Below are 19,613 nucleotides of genomic sequence, written 5' to 3' on the forward strand. Positions count from 1 at the left end.
TATGATTCGTCGTTTTTTTTCGTATTATCGTCCTTATAAAAAACTGTTTTTGATTGATTTTGGATGTGCTGTACTCGCAGGTCTTCTGGAGTTGGCTTTCCCGCTTGCCGTCAGCAAATTCATTAATGAGTTGTTGCCGGGTCAGGATTGGCCTCTTATTTTGCTTGCCTGTATTGTGCTGTTATCCATCTATGCACTTAATACGGTATTGAACTATGTCGTTACATACTGGGGACATATGCTGGGCATTAACATTGAGACCAACATGCGTGAGAAGATGTTCGCTCACTTGCAGAAGCTGTCTTTCCGGTTCTTCGATAATCGCAAAACAGGTCATTTGATTGGTCATCTTACGAATGATCTGAACGATATCGGCGAGGTTGCTCACCATGGACCCGAAGATGTGTTCATTGCAGTGATGACATTAATCGGATCATTCTGGCTGATGGCTAACATTAATCTTGAGCTTGCGCTCCTAACCTTTATCATTATCCCAATTATGGCTTGGGTCATTATCGTATTCGGTGGCCGTATGACGAAGACGTATCGAAGACTCTTCGGAGACGTCGGCAATTTCAATGCGCGCATTGAGGACAATGTCGGAGGCATGCGAGTTGTGCAATCGTTTGCCAACGAAGAACACGAAAAAGAGCTTTTTGCTGTAGACAATCAGAATTTCCGTAAAACCAAGCTGCTTGCCTACAAAACGATGGCAAAAAGTATCTCAGTCAGTTATATGATGATGCGACTGGTTACGGTATTTGTCATGATCAGCGGGGCTTGGTTTTATATTGATGGCAGAATTAATATGGGTGATTTTATGGCCTTCCTGCTGCTATCGAATATCTTCTTCCGTCCTATCGAGAAGATTAACGCAGTCATCGAAAGTTATCCAAAGGGCATCGCTGGTTTCAAGCGTTATCTGGAGATCATTGATACAGAACCTGAAATTGCGGATAACAAAAACGCCGTGGAATTCGAAAGTGTGAAGGGTGATATTCGTTTTGAGAACGTCTCGTTTGGATATGAATCCAGTCGCCGTATTTTAAATGATATCAGTCTGACTGTTCGACCAGGGGAAACCGTTGCTTTTGTTGGCCCGTCAGGCGCAGGTAAGACAACCATCTGCAGCCTGCTTCCTCGATTCTATGAGGTAGAAGAGGGACGAATCACTGTAGATGGAGTGGACATTCGGGATGTTAAGCTTCAATCGTTGCGTAAGCATATCGGGATCGTTCAACAGGATGTATTTTTGTTCTCGGGTACCATTAAGGAGAATATTGCTTATGGTGACCTGAGTGCAACGGACGAACAGATCTGGGATGCCGCTCGCCGTGCCTCATTGGAGGAATTGATTCTTACGTTGCCGGACGGTATGGATACGGTCATTGGCGAGCGTGGAGTCAAGCTATCCGGAGGACAGAAGCAACGGTTATCCATTGCTCGTATGTTCTTGAAAAATCCACCCATTCTTATTCTGGATGAGGCAACGTCTGCACTGGATACGGAAACGGAAGCACTTATTCAGCAATCACTCGCTGAATTGTCGGTGGGTAGAACGACACTTGTGATCGCACACCGATTGACAACGATCAAGAACGCGGATCGAATCATTGTAGTGAACACAGATGGTATCGCTGAACAGGGTAACCATGAGGAATTGGTCGCCGCTGGAGGCATATACAGCCGTCTTCATCAGGTGCAATATAGTCACTCTTAATCCATATAAAATGAAAAAAAATATTTACACTGGGTACTCCGATGACAGAATAACCTTCCGATCGCTGTTATCCCCAGATTTTTTTATTCCTTCTTTAAAGGGGAAATCCGGGGATAAAGGCGAACGCTCCGCTTCTTCAGGTTCTTTCTGTCCTCTTCGTTTTGTGTAAATGTTCAGTTCAATTTATATAGAAACTTAAGTAGGTGACTAAGTATTTGTATAAAGTATCTAAATCAATTAAACCTTGCCGCGCATATGTGCGGCTTTTTGGTTTGGCTTAAAAATGTGGTAATCAAATATCAAGGGAAAATATAATGTTGACAACGTCCACTAACCTGATTATTATAATGTTGACAAAGTCCACTAAAAAGGAGGGTTTGACATCGACTCTCAGTACATAAATCCAGATATTCTGGCTGACATGCGACGTTTTAACCGTTTTTATACCAACATACTTGGTGTACTCGACAAGCATATTCTCGGAACAGGGTATTCCTTTGCTGAAGTACGGGTCATTATCGAGATTGGAATTCGGGGAGAGAGCATTGCGAACAATCTGGTGGATACACTGACCATTGATCGCAGTTATATGAGCCGCATTGTGAACAAGCTGACCAAGGAAGGTCTGCTGGTGAAAGTGAATTCTGAAGCCGATAGCCGGGTCAGTCTGATTCGTCTGACAGCCAAGGGTGAGGAACTGTATGCCCAATTGAATGATCGATCCGATCAACAGATTCTGAAATTAATGCAAGAACTCAATGAAGAAGAGATTCAAGAGGTATACACCTCCATGATGAACATACAAGAGAAGTTGAACAAGAAGGCAGGAGAGACAACACGATGATACGATTTGAATGTGATTATAACGAAGGTGCGCATGAACGCATTTTACAAAAACTGATGGAAACCAATATGGAACAGACAAGCGGGTATGGCACGGATGAGCATTGCGAACGCGCGAGAATGCTTATTCGTCAGGCTTGTGACAACGAGCAGGCTGATGTTCATTTTTTGGTTGGCGGTACACAGACGAATACAACGGTGATTGCCTCTATTTTGCGTCCATATCAAGGTGTGATTGCAGCGACCTCGGGACACATTGCGGTTCATGAGACTGGGGCTATCGAAGCAACGGGCCATAAGGTACTCACGGTTCCAAGTGAGGATGGAAAGATCACGCCTGAACAGGTTAGAGCAGTCTATGATGCGCACATGAACGAGTCTTCACCGGAACATTGTGTACAGCCAGGTATGGTCTATATATCTCAGCCAACGGAGAACGGAACGATGTACAGCAAAGCAGAATTGCAAGCATTGCACGCAGTCAGCAGAGCATGTGGTCTGCCATTTTTCGTGGATGGAGCACGCCTTGGATATGCACTTGCCTCCCGTAATTGCGATATGACACTTGCTGATCTTGCGCGCTTGTGCGATGTATTTTACATCGGCGGAACCAAGATTGGGGCGTTGATGGGAGAAGCGGTCGTGATCCTGAATGATGCGCTCAAACCAGATTTTCGTTATATGATCAAACAAAAAGGTGGCCTGCTTGCCAAAGGCAGATTGTTGGGGATTCAATTCGAAACTTTGTTCGAAGACGGCTTGTATCTTGAGATTTCCCATCATGCCGTGGATATGGCGTTGAGAATTCATGATTCACTCGAACAGCAGGGAGTACGCTTCCTGTATGACTCACCAACCAACCAGCAGTTTCCGATTCTGCCCAATCTTTTGCTTGAGAAATTACGGAATGATTATACTTTCTCCTTCTGGGAAAAGGTTGACGATACACACAGTGCGGTGCGCTTTTGTACCAGTTGGGCAACCCGGCAGGAGAATGTGGATGCACTGACTCGTGATATTGCTCAATTATTGCATGAAGAGACTCGGATTGAACAACGACTCGAAGTATTGGTATAACTTTGCTAATATTAATGTTACTTAAGGACAACCGCGACAGGTTGTCCTTTTTCGTATGTTTTTCGTGAATTGACAGTTCTCTTATATTAAAGCTATTATAGATATAATATATCCTTAATTGAGGAGGAGATTGTATTCTATGAATAACGGACATTTATCCGGACAAACGAACGAATCGTGGAGTGGTCATTCTGCTCCTTTTACAGCGTTACAGGAAACACCGATCTTAACCTTGCTCCAGCCGTCCCATGGAGAACGAATCCTTGATGTGGGTTGCGGGAATGGGGATCTGACAGCCAAAATTGCAGCCGCAGGAGCGCTGACAACAGGCATTGATTTTTCGAAGGAGACAATTAGGCAAGCTAAACAGAAATATCCTGATATGAATATTCAAGTCGCTAATGCCTGTCATTATCGGTCTGAAGAGCCGTTTGATGCGGTCTTCTCTCATGCCGTTCTGCATTGGATAAAGGATGCCCCAGCTGTAGTGCAATCCATATACTTAGCGCTTAAGACGGGCGGACGATTCGTGGCAGAGTTTGCCGGAAGTGGCAATACGGCTATTTTAATAGCAGCGGTACGGGAAGAACTGCATGCCCGTGGATACAAATGGGAAGGCCGGAATCCATGGTATCACCCTACCATTGGCGAATATACTAATCTTCTGGAGCAAAACGGATTTCGAGTTAGTCTGGCCCAGCATGTTGACCAATTTACTCCGTTCAAGCCAGGTGCCAGAAAGTGGTTGGACAGCTTCGCAGAGTATTTATTCAGTGGTATCGCACCTGCGGAACAGGATGTTATTATGGAAGCTGTAGAGAAAAAAGTACAGCCACAACTGATGCGGGATGGACAATGGTATTTGGACAGAAGCCGACTGCGAGTGGTAGCCATGAAGGAATCGGGGAATGCGGTATGAAAGTGGACAAACCCAAGCTTCAGGAGCAGTTGCTTGAACCGGAAACGATAGGTTTTCTCGAATCCAAAATGGAGTATAAACACAAACTGATTGAGAACATGACTTTGGATCAACAGGAAGCGAGTAAGGTTTCCTTTGAAAATGTTGTATTTAGACATGTGACGATCTCGGAGTCTGCCTTGGAACAATTCGAATTCACGGATGTCCGGTTCGAACACTGCGACTTCTCCAATGTCAATCTCTCTGGTGCCTTCATGCACCGAATCGAATGGCATAACTGCAAGTTTGTTGGAACGGATTTTTCCAATAGTCGCTTGCAAAATGTCAGTTTTTTTCATGGTCTAGGGGATTACAGCAATTTCCGTTTTGCCCATCTGAAACAGGTCTCCTTCTCGGAATGTACCTTGATTGGTGCGGACTTTGCCTATCTGGCTCTTCAGAAGATGGAGTTCACTCAATGTAATATCGACCAAGCTTCCTTAACGGGGACCAAAATGAAAGATTTGGATCTTCGCGATTGCCAATTTGACTCCTTGGTGTTAACCATGGAAGACCTCAACGGTTGTGTGATTTCACCACATCAAGCCGCCACATTTGTAGGATTAATGGGTTTGATTATCAAATAAATGGCATGATCACATTAACGGGGTTGCCAAGATAGTGGAAGTGTGTATAATTGGAGACACATTAGAATACAAACAGGTTTTCTAGGGTTCCGCGACGTATGTGTCGGTCTGGTCCGAGAGAAAACCCGCAACCTGTTGGTTGTGCCACGGAGGGATAAAAGCCTGGGAGATGAACTGCGATATGCAGTTTGTTTCCCGGGCTTTTTTTGTTTTTCGCTAATGAACCCTTACAGGTTGTACAAAAAATGTAGTAGAGAAGGAGTGTTTCAGGTATGAATAAAAATTGGATGTCGGTTGTGATTGCTGCGTTGTTCGAAGTGGGTTGGGTCATTGGATTAAAACATGCCAGCGGGTTGCTGGAATGGAGTCTTACACTGGTTGCGATTATGATCAGCTTCAGCTTAATGATTGCAGCTTCGCGTACCTTGCCCGTGGGAACCGTATACGCAGTATTCGTTGGCCTAGGTACCGCTGGAACGGTGCTTGCAGAGATTCTTTTGTTTAATGCAAATGTGCAAACCGGAAAAATGATACTCATTGGTACACTTTTACTCGGCGTAATTGGTCTTAAAATGCTGAGTAAAGAGAAGAACAAGGAGGTGCAGCTATAATGAACTGGGTGTTTCTTATCTTGGCAGGGGTATTTGAGATGATCGGCGTGCTAATGATAAACAAGTTGCACAAAGACCGTAATTTAATTTCACTCGTTCTATTGGTAGCCGGGTTTGGTTTAAGTTTTATGTTCCTGTCCCTTGCAATGGAAACTCTTCCGATGGGGACAGCATATGCGGTATGGACGGGAATCGGAGCCTCCGGCGGTGCCATTCTGGGCATGGTGTTTTACGGAGAACCCCGAAATGCCCTAAGAATTCTGTTTATCGCTATGGTGCTCGGATCGGCAGTCGGTCTTAAATTGGTTAGTTAAATAAGTAGAATTAAAAAGATAATGTACAGATTGCGTTTTTAATGTTATCCTTATACGTTACGTGTGAAATAAAAGATGCGTCTTATTGATAGATGTGCGTAAATGAAGGAGATAACATGACATTTAAGGACCTAAATATTATTCCCTCTATTATGGAAGGGTTAAGCAAAGCAAACTATACTAATCCTACGCCTATCCAGGAACAGGCCATTCCAGCTGTATTGGCTGGCAGAGACTTGCTGGGATGTGCACAGACCGGAACAGGCAAGACGGCAGCATTTTCGGTGCCGATCATTCAATTATTAAGCGAAAGATCCAAAGGACAAGGATCAAAGTCCGCTCGACATATTCGTTCATTGATTTTGACACCAACAAGAGAGCTGGCAATTCAGATCGCCGATAATATCAAAGTATATAGTCGGTATACGGACATCCGTTGTACGGCTATCGTTGGTGGTGTTTCGCAAAAAGTGCAAGAGCGGGCGCTGAATCAAGGTGCAGATATTATTATCGCAACACCTGGCAGATTGAACGATCTGATTAACCAGAAACGTATTGATCTGAAGATGGTTGAGATTCTCGTTCTGGATGAAGCAGACCGGATGTTGGACATGGGCTTTATTCATGATGTAAAAAGAATTATCGCCAAGATGCCGAACAAGAAGCAAACGCTGTTCTTCTCAGCGACCATGCCTCCTGAAATCACCAAGATGGTTAAAACGTTACTGGTTGATCCAGTCAAAGTCGAAATCACACCCGTATCTTCAACAGTAGACCGCATTGAGCAGTCTATATATTTGCTGGAAAATGGCAAAAAGCAGCAGATGTTGAATCAGATCCTGGAGGATAAATCCATCGTCACGGCATTGGTGTTCACACGCACGAAGCGCGGCGCTGACCGGGTTACACGTGATTTAGCCAAAGTGAATGTTACAGCACAAGCCATTCATGGCAACAAGTCTCAGAACGAGCGCCAGCGGGCACTGAACAATTTCAAGAGTGGGGCTACGCGAGTACTGGTGGCGACGGATATCGCAGCAAGAGGAATTGATGTGGAAGAACTGTCACATGTCATTAACTTTAACCTGCCTAACATTCCGGAAACGTATGTTCACCGTATTGGACGTACAGGTCGAGCAGGGAAAAGCGGGATGGCCATCTCATTCTGTGAGAAGGATGAACTTCCATTCCTGAAGGATATCGAGAAAGTAATCAAGAAGACGATTCCTGAAGTTAAAGGTCATCCGTATCCGATGACAGGTGTACCTGTGTTTGAGAAAACCAGCAAAGCATCGGGCAGTAAACCTGCGTTCAACAAATCGGCAGCGGGCAAACCAGCCAAATCCAAGGCGAACCCGGCACGCAAGCCCAAATCCGAGTGGTTTGCCAAGAGTGGCAAAACGACCAGTAGTCGTTCTAACGACGGTAGATCCAATAGCAATCGATCTAACAGCAGTAGCAGTCGATCGAACAGTAGTAGCAGTAAATCAAATAATGGTTCATTCAGCCGCAGCAGCAAAACAAGGAATGATAGAGCCAATTAAGACCTAAATAAACGCAGATAAAACCTTCTTCATTCATATGGAGGAGGTTTTATTATGTATGTACAGAGAGCTTATTTACATACGAACTTACATTCGATATCATTATATCGTTCACGGGTAAAAGGGAGGTACTGACTTGAAGGATACGATAATTAAGTACTGTTTGAACAAGAAAGGCGCGATCAAGGATTATCCATTTGGCCCTGATCCAGTCGCGATCAAGGTTGCGGGTAAGATGTTCGCGCTTATTTTTGAAAATAAAGAAAAGAACTGTCGCTTGAACTTAAAATGTGACCCGATTATTGCAGAGAATCTGAGAGAGCAGCATGAAGCTGTTCAACCAGGATATCATATGAACAAAAAACACTGGAATACCATTACGTTGGATGGCTCCTTGTCAGATGAGGATGTCTACGTCATGATCGATCACTCGTATGAAATGGTTATCCAATCCCTTCCGAAAAGGGTTCGGGAATCTCTGGCCGAATCGTGAGGCATTTCGCTCATATCAATGCCGATGGTCTGCTCGCCAAGTAGAATGAATATCTTATGAAAATGAAGACATACTTGAAGCCCATATGGGACCGTTATCTTGGAAATAAGCAAGATCGAACGGCCTTGTTCAACGTTGCATCCCTTGTTATCAATGCCTGGATTGGGATAGGCAAGCTAGTCTTGGGGATATATCTCCTTTCCGGATGGTTCATCACAAATGCAGTGTATTATTTGATTCTGTGTATAGTCAAAGGCCAGGTGCTTCATCAATATAAAGTTGCCAAAGGTATGGTGTCTCCCCAAGAAAGATATTCTTTGGAGCTTGCGGTGTATAAACGCGGAGGTCTTTTTCTATGTTTTCTGGGCGTATCCTATTCGATCGTCTGTCTGCGAATGTATCTGATCGGTGATGCCTTCATATATAGCGGACTTATTGTATATATCGTAGCTATAGTCGCTTTTACCAAACTTGCTTTTGCCGTGTATGGTACTTGGGCTAATCGTCATCTACATAACCCAATTATATCTACATTGAAAATGATTAACTTCACCGATGCCATGGTATCCATCGTCGTGACACAAGCGACACTACTTACCATGCAAGCCTCACCTCTCGCTTTAAAAACCAGCAGCGTGTTTGGCATGGGGTGCAGCGTTTTATTTTGTCTGATGGGGGTCTGGATGATGTTCCACAAGACAAAACAGTCAAGTATGGAGCAGGAGAGCGCATCCAACGAACAGTGAGAAACTGGGGGAGCTTGATATCTCGCATGAATATGCTGTCACAACGGAAGGTGGACTGGCAACGACAGTGGGGGAGGAAAATTACATCACTGTCTTGAATTCATTGGAGAATGAATGATTCAAATTTCCGATTGTCGGATTCATTCTTAATGCAAATAAGGAGTGATATCTATGGATCAACAGCAACAACTGGCCATGGTACAACAAATGCGTCAAAATGTCGTCGGTACAGATGCAGCTCTTCAACCCAGCTCCACGTATGCCGTCACCGTAGAAGAAGTTATGATTCCTACGACGAAAGGTGATGCGCGTGTACTTGTGTATACACCGAATCGGGATCATTCCGCACCTCTGCCGGTTTTCTTCAATATGCATGGGGGTGGTTTCATCCTCGGACAAGCAGAGATGGATGATCCATGGTGTCGTCTGATCGCTGATCGTGCTGATTGTGTGGTCGTGAATATCGATTACCGTCTTGCACCAGAGCACAAATTTCCAACCGCAGTCCATGAATGTTATGACGTTGTAAAGTGGGTCCACGACAATCCGGAATCCTTCTCGGTGAACCCATCTCTATTCGCCATTGGTGGGCATAGTGCTGGGGGGAATCTTGCAGCAGCAGTGTGTTTGCTGAATCAGCAACGTGGTAGCGAGCTGCCGATTGTACTTCAGGTTATCGATTATGCCGTGTTGGATATAGCTACAGATCCGGCCGAGAAACCGAGTTATGAAGTAGCCATTCCTGCTGATATCGCCAGAACGTTCAACGCGATGTACCTTGAAACGCCACAAGATGCGCATGATCCGTTAGCGTCGCCTGTGCTTGCGACATCATTGCAGGGTCTCCCGGAAGTGTTGATCATTACGGCGGAGAAAGATTCACTGGCACAAGAAGCAAGAACATACGCAGCAAGGCTGGAAGAAAGCGGTGTGAAGGTGACCCATAAGGAGTATAAGGGAGCTGCTCATGGATTTACACATTTTGGCGATCTTCAGATAGCTGAGGATGCTTGGTATCGGATGAGTGACAAGATCAGAGAAGCATTTTCCAAATAAAGTACATTAGAGCGACGTGTAGAAAGAACTGGTAAGTGGTTAGATATCATTTGAGCAAGTTGTATAAAAGTTACCTTAAAGTCGCCTAATGGCGGCTTTTTTTGAGTTCATTGGCGTGATTGCTCAATTGCTTGGTGAAACCAAGCTTCTGATCTTGCAGATGTGTTAATAAACTGGATTAGGAGCCGTCTTGAGATTATAACGATATCGTTAAGGGTAAGAGTGTTAATTAGAGGAAATAATAACCAATACCAGGAGGTTTATTATGAACCAATACAACAGTCCATCCGATATCGCCATTCTTGGCATGGGAACGGCTCTCCCTGCTCACCCCGTAGCGCAGTCTGATATTGCGGAACTAATTGCTTCTTCTCTTCAGGATCGGCCGGATTTGGCCCGGTTTGCCAGGCGAATATTCAAGTCCTGTGGTGTTGAAACTCGATATACCGTAGAACCGAGTTATCTGGGCTCACTGGAAGAATGCCGTTATCTGCCCTCTGGTGAGAGATCTGACATCCCGACAACTGAAGAAAGAATGAATACTTACAAGCGAGAGGCGCTTCCGCTCGGAATCGAGGCGGCAGAGAAAGCCCTCTCGGATTCAGGTGTATCTCCCAAGAGCATCACGCATATCATCACCGTCAGTTGCACCGGTCAATATCTGCCAGGTCTTGATGTTATGCTCATCCGTCACTTGGGACTGTCTGACCGTGTTAACCGACTGCCGTTGATCTTTCAGGGCTGTGCCGCAGGGTTGAAAGCCATTCAGATGGCACGAGATGTCGTGCAGGGTGCTCCGGGATCACAGGTACTTATTGTCTGTGTAGAGTTGTGCACAATACATTTTCAGCCGGTGCAAGATCGAGAAGCACTATTTGCGGCTTCATTCTTCGGAGATGCAGCTTCTTCTTGCATAGTGGGCACACCAGAACCTCAGCACAAAAATGTTCTGTGCTTGGGTACGGGGTATTCTGTGCTTCTTCCGGATTCAACTGAGGATATGACCTGGGAGGTTGGGAATCTGGGGTATGACCTTTATCTATCACCTCGTATTCCGAAGCTGCTTGGTGTTCATCTGGAAGAGGAACTTCGTCTCTTATTGCAAAGTGAGGAGCTTCCTGAACTGTGGGCCATTCATCCGGGAGGACGCGGGATTGTGGACACTGTGCAGAATGTAATGAAGCTGAGAGATGAACAAACAAAGTACAGCAGGGAGATCCTTAGAACGTATGGTAACCTGTCTTCCAACACGATTCTGTTTGTACTGAATGCGATGCGTGAGGACATGAAGGTGCAGGTTCAATCCTCGACAGATGGGGTAGCCATGGCATTTGGACCGGGACTCACCGCGGAGTTGATGAAATTCACTTATGTACCCTCATTATCTTCAGTGATGGAGGACCACGAACATGTCCTTCTTTAGAACATTATCCATTCGGGCCAAGGAAGAGGAACTGATGGATGACTTCTCTATGGGAGGGGAGGAGCTGCGTGAAGCACTCAGACATCTGAGACGTCTTAACAAAATATTCGCGGCACCCGGCCCAACGCTTGCTGGTGTAGAGAAGTTATGGAACTCTGTCGGCAGGCCAGATAAACTGTCTCTTCTGGATGTGGGGGCAGGTTCAGGGGATGTGAACCAGAAACTGCTGCAATGGGCGGACCGTCAGGGCATTCAGTTGGAAATTACATTGGTTGATTTGACGGAAGAGGCGTGTGAGGAAGCAAGACAACTATTCCGTGACGAACCCCGAGTCAGGGTACAACGTGCCGATCTTACGCAACTGCCCGATGCTTCAGCAGATATTGTGACAGGTTCCCAGTTTGTGCATCATTTTGACGGAGATCAGTTGGTTGATATGGTTTCTCATATGCTGCGAGCATCGAGATATGGTGTCGTCATTAACGATATTCACCGCCATTCCGTGTCCTATAAAGCCGTCTGGATTACAACACGAATGATCTCGCGCAATCGGTACATTCGTCATGATGGCCCTCTGTCCGTAGCCAAAGGCTTTACAGGCAGGGATTGGAAGGAACTTAAACAACGGCTAAATCATGATACGATGACTTATGAATGGAAGCCTTTGTTCCGTTACTCTGTTGTTATTCCCACAAAGGGCAGGTGATCTGACGTGACGAATTCGATAGATGTGATTGTCATCGGAGCCGGGATTGCCGGTAGTACGTGTGCAATGCAACTGGCAGGAAAAGGTCATCGAACCCTTTTGCTGGATCGCCAAGAGTTCCCTCGACACAAAACCTGTGGTGAGTTCATGTCACCCGAAACCAAGGAAATGCTGGAGGTTCTGGACATTCACCTTCTGGACCAGACGAAGAAACCCAGTACCATGGATCATGCCAAAATCGTTATGCCACAAGGTGGAGTGATCGAAGCACCACTGCCGGGATTTGCATATGGCATAAGTCGATATGAGCTGGACCAGATTTTGCATCAGAAGGCTCTGGCGGCCGGAGCCCAGATTGTTACCAAAGCGACCGTAACGAGTATTGAGCAGCTTGAGGATGCCAGTTATGAGGTTCAAGTGAAACAGGGAGATGAGCGGATGAGCTACAGAGCCAAAGCCGTCATCGGAGCACATGGTACCAAGAAGCCGCGTGGGATGGCTTCCGCACCTGAACTGCGAGACCAAACCGTATATGTTGGGGTTAAATCCCACTTCAGCGGAATTGAGATTCCTGCACGGGTCGAGTTATATTTTTGTGAGGGTGGTTATGTGGGGATTTCCCCCATTGAAAATGGCAATGTGAATGTCGCCGCATTGTTGACACTGGATACCGTACAGGGAAGTGGCAAGTCTGTAAACGATATTTTACAGGCGGCTTCCCTGAAGAACGTGAGTTTGGCAGCCCGTTTAGCCGAAGGAAAACCTGTAGACGGAACGCAAGTGTCAATTGCACCGCTGCATCTGTCCAATGTTCCTGAACCTTGGTCTCAATATCCGCATATTGGAGATGCCATGCTGATGATCCCGCCTTTATGTGGAGACGGGATGTCCATTGCCCTTCGCTCCTCACTCCTGTGTGCAAGGTGGACCGACAAGTACCTCCAAGGCGACATTGAACATGCCGATTGGCAGAGTAATTACACGCTGGAAGCAAGCCGTGAATTCACCCAATTGCTCAGACGCGCAAGAAGAATTCAAAAGCTGGCTTTTGCGAAAACCAATAAATTCTATCCTGGTCTGGCTCGGATGATCCCCGGTTTAGCTGCTTATGTCGTGAAGGCCACACGGTTATCCGAGATGAACGCAGCGCGCTAATTCATTGAAACTTTGCTCGCGAAAGAGGTTGCTGACGGCGGCCTCTTTTTTGGTGTATACATATAATTTTGTGGAGACAGTTTGGAAATTCGGCAAATGCTCGTATAATAGAATCTAATGTAACGATAGAGAACTAAGTCAGATGAAATGTCGGGAGGCACTATTTAAGATGAACTATTCATTTTCCAATCGTATCGCAGCACTGCAACCATCCATTATTCGCGAGATTCTGAAAGCTTCCTCGGGGCAAAATGTGATTCCATTCTCTGCGGGAAACCCCGCACCGGAAACCTTTCCTATTGAGGCGATTCGCACGTTCACCCAAACCATTCTGGAGCAAGACCCGGTCACGGCTCTGCAATATGGAATTACAGAAGGATATGTTCCCCTCAGGGAAGCATTAACGCAACATTTGAAGACAGGTTTTGATACGGGTAAGCCATCCGATCAATTGTTCATTGTATCTGGAGCGCAGCAGGGGATTGAGCTTGCCTGTAAAGTGTTCTGTAATGAAGGGGACACGATTATCTGTGAGAGTCCGAGCTTTATTGGTTCACTCAACTCCTTCCGGGCATCCGGTGCGAAGCTTGCGGGTGTTCCGATGGAGATGGACGGTATGGATATCGAGAAGCTGGAACAGGCGCTGCAAACGGAGCCCAATGTGAAAATGATCTATGTGATCCCAAGTTTTCAGAATCCTACTGGTGTAACGACAAGTCTAGCTAAACGTAAGGCTATATACGAGCTGGCTAAGAAGTATGGCGTTATGATTTTGGAAGATAATCCGTACGGAGAACTTCGATTCAACGGAGACGATGTGCCAACCATCAAGTCTATGGATGATGAGGGTCTGGTCATCTATGTTGGATCATTCTCCAAAATTTTGTCGGCGGGACTACGTGTCGGTTTTGTACAAGCGCCACATGAAGTGGTGGAGAAGATGGTTGTTGCCAAACAGGGAGAAGACGTACATACCGCCATGCTTCCACAGATTCTGGCATACAAGTTCATGACAGAATATGATTACGCGGGGCACATTAACAGCATTCGTGAGGTATATCGGAGAAAAGCTACATTGATGATGGACAAGCTGCAAGAGCATATGGGTGAGTCCGTTAACTACACTCAACCGGATGGTGGACTGTTCCTCTGGTGTGACCTGCCAGCACATGTGCCGATGCTTGATTATGCCAAGACAGCGGCAGCTCAAGGGGTTGCGGTTGTACCGGGAAATGCATTTCTGGTGAACGAGCAAGACCCTTGTAATGCCATCAGACTTAATTTCTCAACCCCGTCAGACGAACAGATTATCAAGGGTGTAGATATTTTGGGTCAGGTATTGAAGGGCTACAACGCTTAATATTGCATAAAAAGTAAAATACAATAATCCATGAGAAGTCGCCAATGGGCGGCTTCTTTTTGGCCTTTCACAGCCCTTAATTATCAATTAATGCACTTAATTCTGCCTGAAAAACCTTTTGATTCTTCTGATTAAAAGTACTCAGCAGCACGGTAACAATCCCATTACCTTTTCGTCGGGGCGTTAGTCCAATAACTTCTGCAATGACATGAAGTTCATCATCCGGAAAGACCGGCTTCAGAAATTGAATGTTATTCATTCCGGTTCCCGCCACGACATGTTCTCCATAGACCCCGACCTCAATCCATAATTTAAAGGAGATATTCATCGTTTGCATGCCAGAAGCAATGATACTGCCAAAGCGGCCTTGCTTGGCTTTCTCCTCATCCAAATGCATGTACTGTGGATCATAGATCGTGGCAAACTCCATAATATCGTTCTTGGACAATGCCAAGGATGTGGTTTCGTAGCGCTGACCTATTACATATTCACTGAATCTCATGAAGGCACCTCGGTTTCTTTAATATGTTTTTCGTAGTCGATGTCTTGGAAAGAGACATGACTGGACTGACGTGTTAAAATGCTAGTGAACACGCCGGTGTTATGCTGTGTTACCGACATAATGAAATAAACAGATGAAACTGTCTTTGAGGAGTATATATGATGATAACGATTAAAGATGTAGCCAAGATGGCGGGAGTAGCCAGTTCAACCGTATCTTGTGTACTCAACGATAAAGGCAATGTAAGTGAGCCAACAAGACTCCGAGTACTTGAGGCAGCGAGCCAACTTAATTACGTTAGGCATGGTCCTGCATCTGAATTAAAACGAAATAGTACACAAACCATTGGTATTATTGTCCATGACATGTCCAGTCCGTATTTCTCGGATTTGGTGAACGGAATAGAAACTGTCGTCATGAGTCATGGATACGATATGATCGTATGTAGTTCGTTGGGTGGAGAGAAATCAACAGCCCATCGTTACATCCGAGAAAGAAGAATTGATGGAGCTATTGTTATCGCTCAGAATATTCAAGATCAATTGCTGATTGAAGCATCTGAAGCCGGATTTCCAATTGTTGTCATGGATCGGGATCTGGATGCTCAACATATTGTAAAGGTTTTGATGAGTGATACGCAAGGCGGATACCTGGCAACCCGTTATCTGATCGATAAAGGCCACCGGACAATAGCTTATATCAGTGGTCCGTCACAATCGGAATGTAATCTCCATCGTTATCAGGGTTATTTGAAAGCCTTGAAGGAGGCAGGCATTGAAGAGAATCCCGAGTGGAAAATTGGCGGACAATACATGAAGCAAGATGGCTACGTTGCAGCCAAGAAACTGCTTGAAGGAGAGTTGCCCTCCGCGGTTTTCTTTGCAAATGATGAAATGGCGATCGGCGGCATGGAAGCCTTCAGAGAGCATGATATTTCAATTCCCGAGCAGTTATCCGTGATCGGCTTTGACAATATACCTGCATCACAGTACATGAATCCACCACTAACCACCTTTCGTCAGCCAAAGAGGGATGCAGGTCAGCTTGCAGGTCATGTTCTCTTTCAATTGCTGAATGGAGAGGTAGTTGAGACGTTGTATACACTGGACATCCAATGCGTGGAACGCGATTCTGTTCGGCTCCTCAACCTGAGTTGAGGAGTTTTTTTCATTCTATAGAATTTTAAATACTTAAAAAGAAAGGAGAGTAGCCATGAATGCATAATATAAAGACGAGGAGTTTTTTTGCTTTGGAAATAAATGGAGGGTGATACGATGGGCGTACCTACGTTTCTGGAGACAGGTCATATGCAGGAAGGTTTTCCCATTCGGGTAATTCACACAGGAAATCAATTCAATTATGCCGCACACTGGCATGATGAGGTTGAACTGATTCTTGTCAATGGTAAGAGCGCCAGAATTGGCGTGAACGACCACGTTTGTGAGTTGGAAAAAGGGGATGTGCTGCTGATCAAACCAGGGGATGTGCACTGTTTTTTTCCAGGGACTGAACAGCTAACCATTATTTTGTTCCGACTCGAATTGTTAACGGGAAGTTTCACGACCGAAGCTGAAATTCAGGATCTCGGACAACTTTTTAACAAAACAACAGTTATTCCCTCGAACACGGGAAGTCAGAGCAAACTGGCTCATTATATAGATGTCATCATTACCGAGAAGAAAAACCAGAAGCCGGGATATCGATGGTTAATGGTATCCAGATTATATGATCTCATCATACTTTTACTACGTACAATTGTACCGGTTACCACCGATGAATCAACATCTTCAGGATGGCCCTGTACTTCCTCCAAAAAATTTGAATTCCTTGAATCAGTTTGTGAATATCTGGAGGAGCACTATGCTGAACCAATCAAGCTGGAACAGGTGGCGGAACATATTAAGTTCAGCAAGTTCCATGTCTGCAAGCTGTTCAAAGAGATCAAGGGCGTAACACTGATGGAATACTTGAATCATTTTCGAATTATCAAATCAGAGTGGGCCTTATTGTTCCGTCAGGATACCATTCTGGAGATTGCGATCGGGCATGGGTTCAACAATGTAAACTCCTATAACCGTCTTTTTAAAAAATATAATGACTGCACACCCTCCGAATTTCGTAAAAAACATCGTACGAATATCACAAAATATGGAGGGTAATGCACAATATTTGTGGAGAAAGCCCTCTCCAAAATCAATATACTCTAATAAATTGTAAGCGTTTCCTTTTTGAAGGAGGGGGCCTATGAAGAAGTGGTTTAAGCCAACAATTGTATTTGTATGTGCAGCACTGTTGTTAGCTGGTTGTCAGTTCAGTCCATCCAATCAAAGCAAGCAACAGGAGATTACCGTGTGGAGTTTTACGGATGAAGCAGGATATGCCATCGAGAAATTCGAACAGCAATATCCTGACATCAAAGTGAACTTTGTCAACATCCCCGGTAATTTCTATATCACCAAGCTGAAATCTGCGCTACAGACGACCTCGAAGGCTCCGGATGTATTTATGATTGAAAATGCGAATATTCGAGAACTGATTGACGTTCCATATCTGGAGAATCTATCAGCTTCGCCGTATAACGCCAATGAACTTATTCAGGAACAATATGCTTTTGTGCAGGCCAATGAAAAGGACAGTGAAGGAAATGTCAGAGCGATAGGTTACCAGGGAACACCAGGGGGCATCTATTACCGTCGGGATTTGGCAAAGGAATACTTGGGTACCGATGACCCTGAGAAGGTGGGTTCACAGATCGATACATGGGAGAAGATTTTCGAGATTGGAGAGAAGGTGCAGCAACTTAGCGGGAATAAAGTACATGCATTGGCGAATTGGAATGCGATATCGAATTCATATGATGGTATACCTTGGGTGAAGGAAGGCAAACTTGTCATCGACCCAACCTACTTGAAAGTACTCGATCTTGTACGTGAAGCACGTGAGCGGAAAGTACTTGCCGAGTATGATGATGGAAGTGCCGGTTACGCTGCATCCATGCAAAAAGGAGAGGTCATGTTCTATCCCGGGGCAACCTGGGCCCTGCAATTTACGTTCAAGGCAAATGCCCCGGATACCGAAGGCTTGTGGGGATTGGCGCAGGGACCGTCAGCGTTTAGTGCAGGCGGAACTTATATAGGGATGTATAGTAAAAGTGACAAAAAAGATCTCGCCTGGAAGTTTATCGAGTTCTATAACTTTAACCATGATTTTCTGTCGGAGCTCGCGAAAGAGCAGGATTATTTCACGAGCAACATGGTTGTGAATGATGAACTTGCTCCGTCTCTCTCATCGTCCTATTTGGGAGGACAGAAGCATTTCGAATTTTTCTCAGAGGCTGCGAAACGGGTTCCTGTATACGAACGCACCAAATATGATGCGATTATTAACAACGATATCTACAAGAATGTACTCCAGTTGTATCTCAATAAGGACATTCAGACCAAGGAAGAAGTCGTAAAGCGAATCAAACGTGATGTCACCTTGAGATTTCCGGAGCTGGAAGTGGAATAGCTTAGGACGGTCTGATAACCTTCTTCGGAGTTTTCAGACACGCCCTCGAAGTAAGCGATGGTTATACACATCACACATCCGATGATAACTGGGGGGATAGAACATGTTTGCCAAAACGATTCGCAAGGACCATTACGGCTACTATTTCATTGCTCCGTTCTTTATTATTTTCACCATTTTTGGGCTTTATCCCATTTTATATTCGCTCTATATCAGTTTCACCAACTTTGATGGCATCACGACGCCTGACTTTGTAGGAATCGGTAACTACGTGGCTGTACTACAAGATCCGTTGTTCTACAAAACCTTGTTTAATACATTATTCATCTGGGGCGTATCTGTCGTTCCGCAGCTGACGATTTCCCTGGTGTTGGCCTTTATCCTGAATGATAAGCTGCTCAGAGGACGGGATTTTTTCAGAGCCGTATACTTTTTCCCGAATATTGTAACGGCTGCATCACTCGGGTTACTTGTCAGCCTGATCTTTGACTGGCAATCCGGAGGACTTAATCATTTTTTGGTGCAAACTGGCATCATACAAGATCCAATTAACTGGAAAAATGATCCCTGGTTTATGCGTCTGATTGTGTCCTCGATTCTCTTTTTCCAATACTTTGGCTATTCCATGGTCATCTACCTCGCAGGTCTCCAGGGGATAGACCCGTCGTTATTGGAGGCTGCGCAGATGGATGGAGCGAAAAAGAAACATATTTTCATTCATATTATCGTGCCAATGCTCCGTCCAATTATTCTGTTTCAGATGATTACCTCCATTATTGGTGGCATTCAGATTTTTGATCAACCATTTACATTAACCAATGGCAATGGTGGTCCTGACCGGGCAGCCATGACAAGCATTATGTATCTCTATAATGTCGCATTTCAGAGCACTCGTTTTGGGTACGGCGCTGCAATCGCATTTTGTCTGTTTATTATCATCATACTGTTGTCCGTTGCATCCTTCATCATGACCAAGCGGAAGAGCCGTTCATAGGGAGGGGAGTTCTC

At 45.1% G+C, this 19,613-nt stretch carries 20 protein-coding genes and 1 riboswitch; of the genes, 19 read left to right on the plus strand and 1 reads right to left on the minus strand.

Annotated elements, in window-relative coordinates; all coding sequences use genetic code 11:
* The first annotated feature begins 1 nt into the window (after nucleotide 1).
* The 15 genes from MKX40_RS14095 to MKX40_RS14165 all read left to right on the plus strand — a co-directional run bounded on the left by MKX40_RS14095 (nucleotide 2) and on the right by MKX40_RS14165 (nucleotide 14,593).
* Entirely contained in the window at nucleotides 2-1,720 is a 1,719-nt protein-coding gene (locus tag MKX40_RS14095) for an ABC transporter ATP-binding protein (RefSeq protein ID WP_091016502.1), read from the plus strand.
* 421 nt (nucleotides 1,721-2,141) lie between these two features.
* Nucleotides 2,142-2,564 (plus strand): MarR family winged helix-turn-helix transcriptional regulator, encoded by a 423-nt coding sequence (locus tag MKX40_RS14100; RefSeq protein ID WP_339242471.1) that lies wholly within the window; start codon nucleotides 2,142-2,144, stop codon nucleotides 2,562-2,564.
* Complete coding sequence (locus MKX40_RS14105; RefSeq protein WP_339242473.1) at nucleotides 2,561-3,640, plus strand: low specificity L-threonine aldolase; 1,080 nt, start codon at nucleotides 2,561-2,563, stop codon at nucleotides 3,638-3,640. The genes MKX40_RS14100 and MKX40_RS14105 overlap by 4 nt, the downstream gene beginning before the upstream one ends.
* Before the next feature lie 139 nt (nucleotides 3,641-3,779).
* Nucleotides 3,780-4,559, plus strand: coding sequence for a methyltransferase domain-containing protein (locus MKX40_RS14110; protein ID WP_339242475.1), 780 nt, complete (start codon nucleotides 3,780-3,782; stop codon nucleotides 4,557-4,559).
* Entirely contained in the window at nucleotides 4,556-5,185 is a 630-nt protein-coding gene (locus tag MKX40_RS14115; protein WP_339242478.1) for a pentapeptide repeat-containing protein, read from the plus strand. Before MKX40_RS14110 ends, MKX40_RS14115 begins: the two co-directional genes overlap by 4 nt.
* A 70-nt stretch (nucleotides 5,186-5,255) precedes the next feature.
* Nucleotides 5,256-5,356, plus strand: a riboswitch (guanidine-I (ykkC/yxkD leader).
* Between the two features lie 101 nt (nucleotides 5,357-5,457).
* Nucleotides 5,458-5,796 carry a multidrug efflux SMR transporter gene (locus tag MKX40_RS14120; protein ID WP_339242481.1) on the plus strand — a complete coding sequence of 113 codons (339 nt, stop codon included), beginning with the start codon at nucleotides 5,458-5,460 and terminating at the stop codon, nucleotides 5,794-5,796.
* Complete coding sequence (locus tag MKX40_RS14125) at nucleotides 5,796-6,110, plus strand: multidrug efflux SMR transporter (RefSeq protein ID WP_339242483.1); 315 nt, start codon at nucleotides 5,796-5,798, stop codon at nucleotides 6,108-6,110. Before MKX40_RS14120 ends, MKX40_RS14125 begins: the two co-directional genes overlap by 1 nt.
* A gap of 116 nt (nucleotides 6,111-6,226) precedes the next feature.
* A complete protein-coding gene (locus tag MKX40_RS14130) occupies nucleotides 6,227-7,654 on the plus strand; it encodes a DEAD/DEAH box helicase (RefSeq protein ID WP_339242485.1) in 1,428 nt (475 codons plus the stop codon).
* Between the two features lie 136 nt (nucleotides 7,655-7,790).
* The gene (locus MKX40_RS14135) at nucleotides 7,791-8,147 is read left to right on the plus strand and encodes an MmcQ/YjbR family DNA-binding protein (protein WP_339242487.1); all 357 of its coding nucleotides are present in this window, start codon (nucleotides 7,791-7,793) and stop codon (nucleotides 8,145-8,147) included.
* Between the two features lie 56 nt (nucleotides 8,148-8,203).
* Complete coding sequence (locus MKX40_RS14140) at nucleotides 8,204-8,893, plus strand: hypothetical protein (protein WP_339242489.1); 690 nt, start codon at nucleotides 8,204-8,206, stop codon at nucleotides 8,891-8,893.
* A 171-nt stretch (nucleotides 8,894-9,064) separates the two neighbouring features.
* Complete coding sequence (locus MKX40_RS14145) at nucleotides 9,065-9,949, plus strand: alpha/beta hydrolase (RefSeq protein ID WP_339242491.1); 885 nt, start codon at nucleotides 9,065-9,067, stop codon at nucleotides 9,947-9,949.
* 265 nt (nucleotides 9,950-10,214) lie between these two features.
* Nucleotides 10,215-11,372, plus strand: a complete 1,158-nt coding sequence (locus MKX40_RS14150; protein ID WP_339242494.1) for a type III polyketide synthase — start codon at nucleotides 10,215-10,217, stop codon at nucleotides 11,370-11,372.
* Nucleotides 11,359-12,078: a methyltransferase domain-containing protein gene (locus MKX40_RS14155; protein ID WP_339242496.1), complete on the plus strand. Its 720-nt coding sequence runs from the start codon at nucleotides 11,359-11,361 to the stop codon at nucleotides 12,076-12,078. The genes MKX40_RS14150 and MKX40_RS14155 overlap by 14 nt, the downstream gene beginning before the upstream one ends.
* A 6-nt stretch (nucleotides 12,079-12,084) precedes the next feature.
* Nucleotides 12,085-13,233 carry an NAD(P)/FAD-dependent oxidoreductase gene (locus tag MKX40_RS14160; RefSeq protein ID WP_339242499.1) on the plus strand — a complete coding sequence of 383 codons (1,149 nt, stop codon included), beginning with the start codon at nucleotides 12,085-12,087 and terminating at the stop codon, nucleotides 13,231-13,233.
* Between the two features lie 169 nt (nucleotides 13,234-13,402).
* A complete protein-coding gene (locus MKX40_RS14165) occupies nucleotides 13,403-14,593 on the plus strand; it encodes a PLP-dependent aminotransferase family protein (protein ID WP_339242501.1) in 1,191 nt (396 codons plus the stop codon).
* A gap of 76 nt (nucleotides 14,594-14,669) precedes the next feature.
* Here MKX40_RS14165 and MKX40_RS14170 read toward each other — a convergent pair whose 3' ends face one another.
* A complete protein-coding gene (locus MKX40_RS14170) occupies nucleotides 14,670-15,095 on the minus strand; it encodes a MaoC family dehydratase (protein WP_339242503.1) in 426 nt (141 codons plus the stop codon).
* 161 nt (nucleotides 15,096-15,256) lie between these two features.
* Between MKX40_RS14170 and MKX40_RS14175 the strand changes: the two genes are divergently transcribed.
* The 4 genes from MKX40_RS14175 to MKX40_RS14190 all read left to right on the plus strand — a co-directional run bounded on the left by MKX40_RS14175 (nucleotide 15,257) and on the right by MKX40_RS14190 (nucleotide 19,599).
* On the plus strand, nucleotides 15,257-16,252 hold the full coding sequence (locus tag MKX40_RS14175) for a LacI family DNA-binding transcriptional regulator (protein ID WP_339242506.1): 996 nt from the start codon (nucleotides 15,257-15,259) through the stop codon (nucleotides 16,250-16,252).
* Between the two features lie 117 nt (nucleotides 16,253-16,369).
* On the plus strand, nucleotides 16,370-17,254 hold the full coding sequence (locus tag MKX40_RS14180; RefSeq protein WP_339242507.1) for an AraC family transcriptional regulator: 885 nt from the start codon (nucleotides 16,370-16,372) through the stop codon (nucleotides 17,252-17,254).
* 85 nt (nucleotides 17,255-17,339) lie between these two features.
* Nucleotides 17,340-18,605 carry an extracellular solute-binding protein gene (locus MKX40_RS14185; RefSeq protein ID WP_339242508.1) on the plus strand — a complete coding sequence of 422 codons (1,266 nt, stop codon included), beginning with the start codon at nucleotides 17,340-17,342 and terminating at the stop codon, nucleotides 18,603-18,605.
* A 103-nt stretch (nucleotides 18,606-18,708) separates the two neighbouring features.
* On the plus strand, nucleotides 18,709-19,599 hold the full coding sequence (locus MKX40_RS14190; protein ID WP_339242510.1) for a sugar ABC transporter permease: 891 nt from the start codon (nucleotides 18,709-18,711) through the stop codon (nucleotides 19,597-19,599).
* Nucleotides 19,600-19,613: the final 14 nt, after the last annotated feature.

Origin of the sequence: Paenibacillus sp. FSL R5-0517, from assembly GCF_037974355.1 — a bacterium.
In the GTDB taxonomy this organism is placed as follows: Bacteria; Bacillota; Bacilli; order Paenibacillales; family Paenibacillaceae; genus Paenibacillus.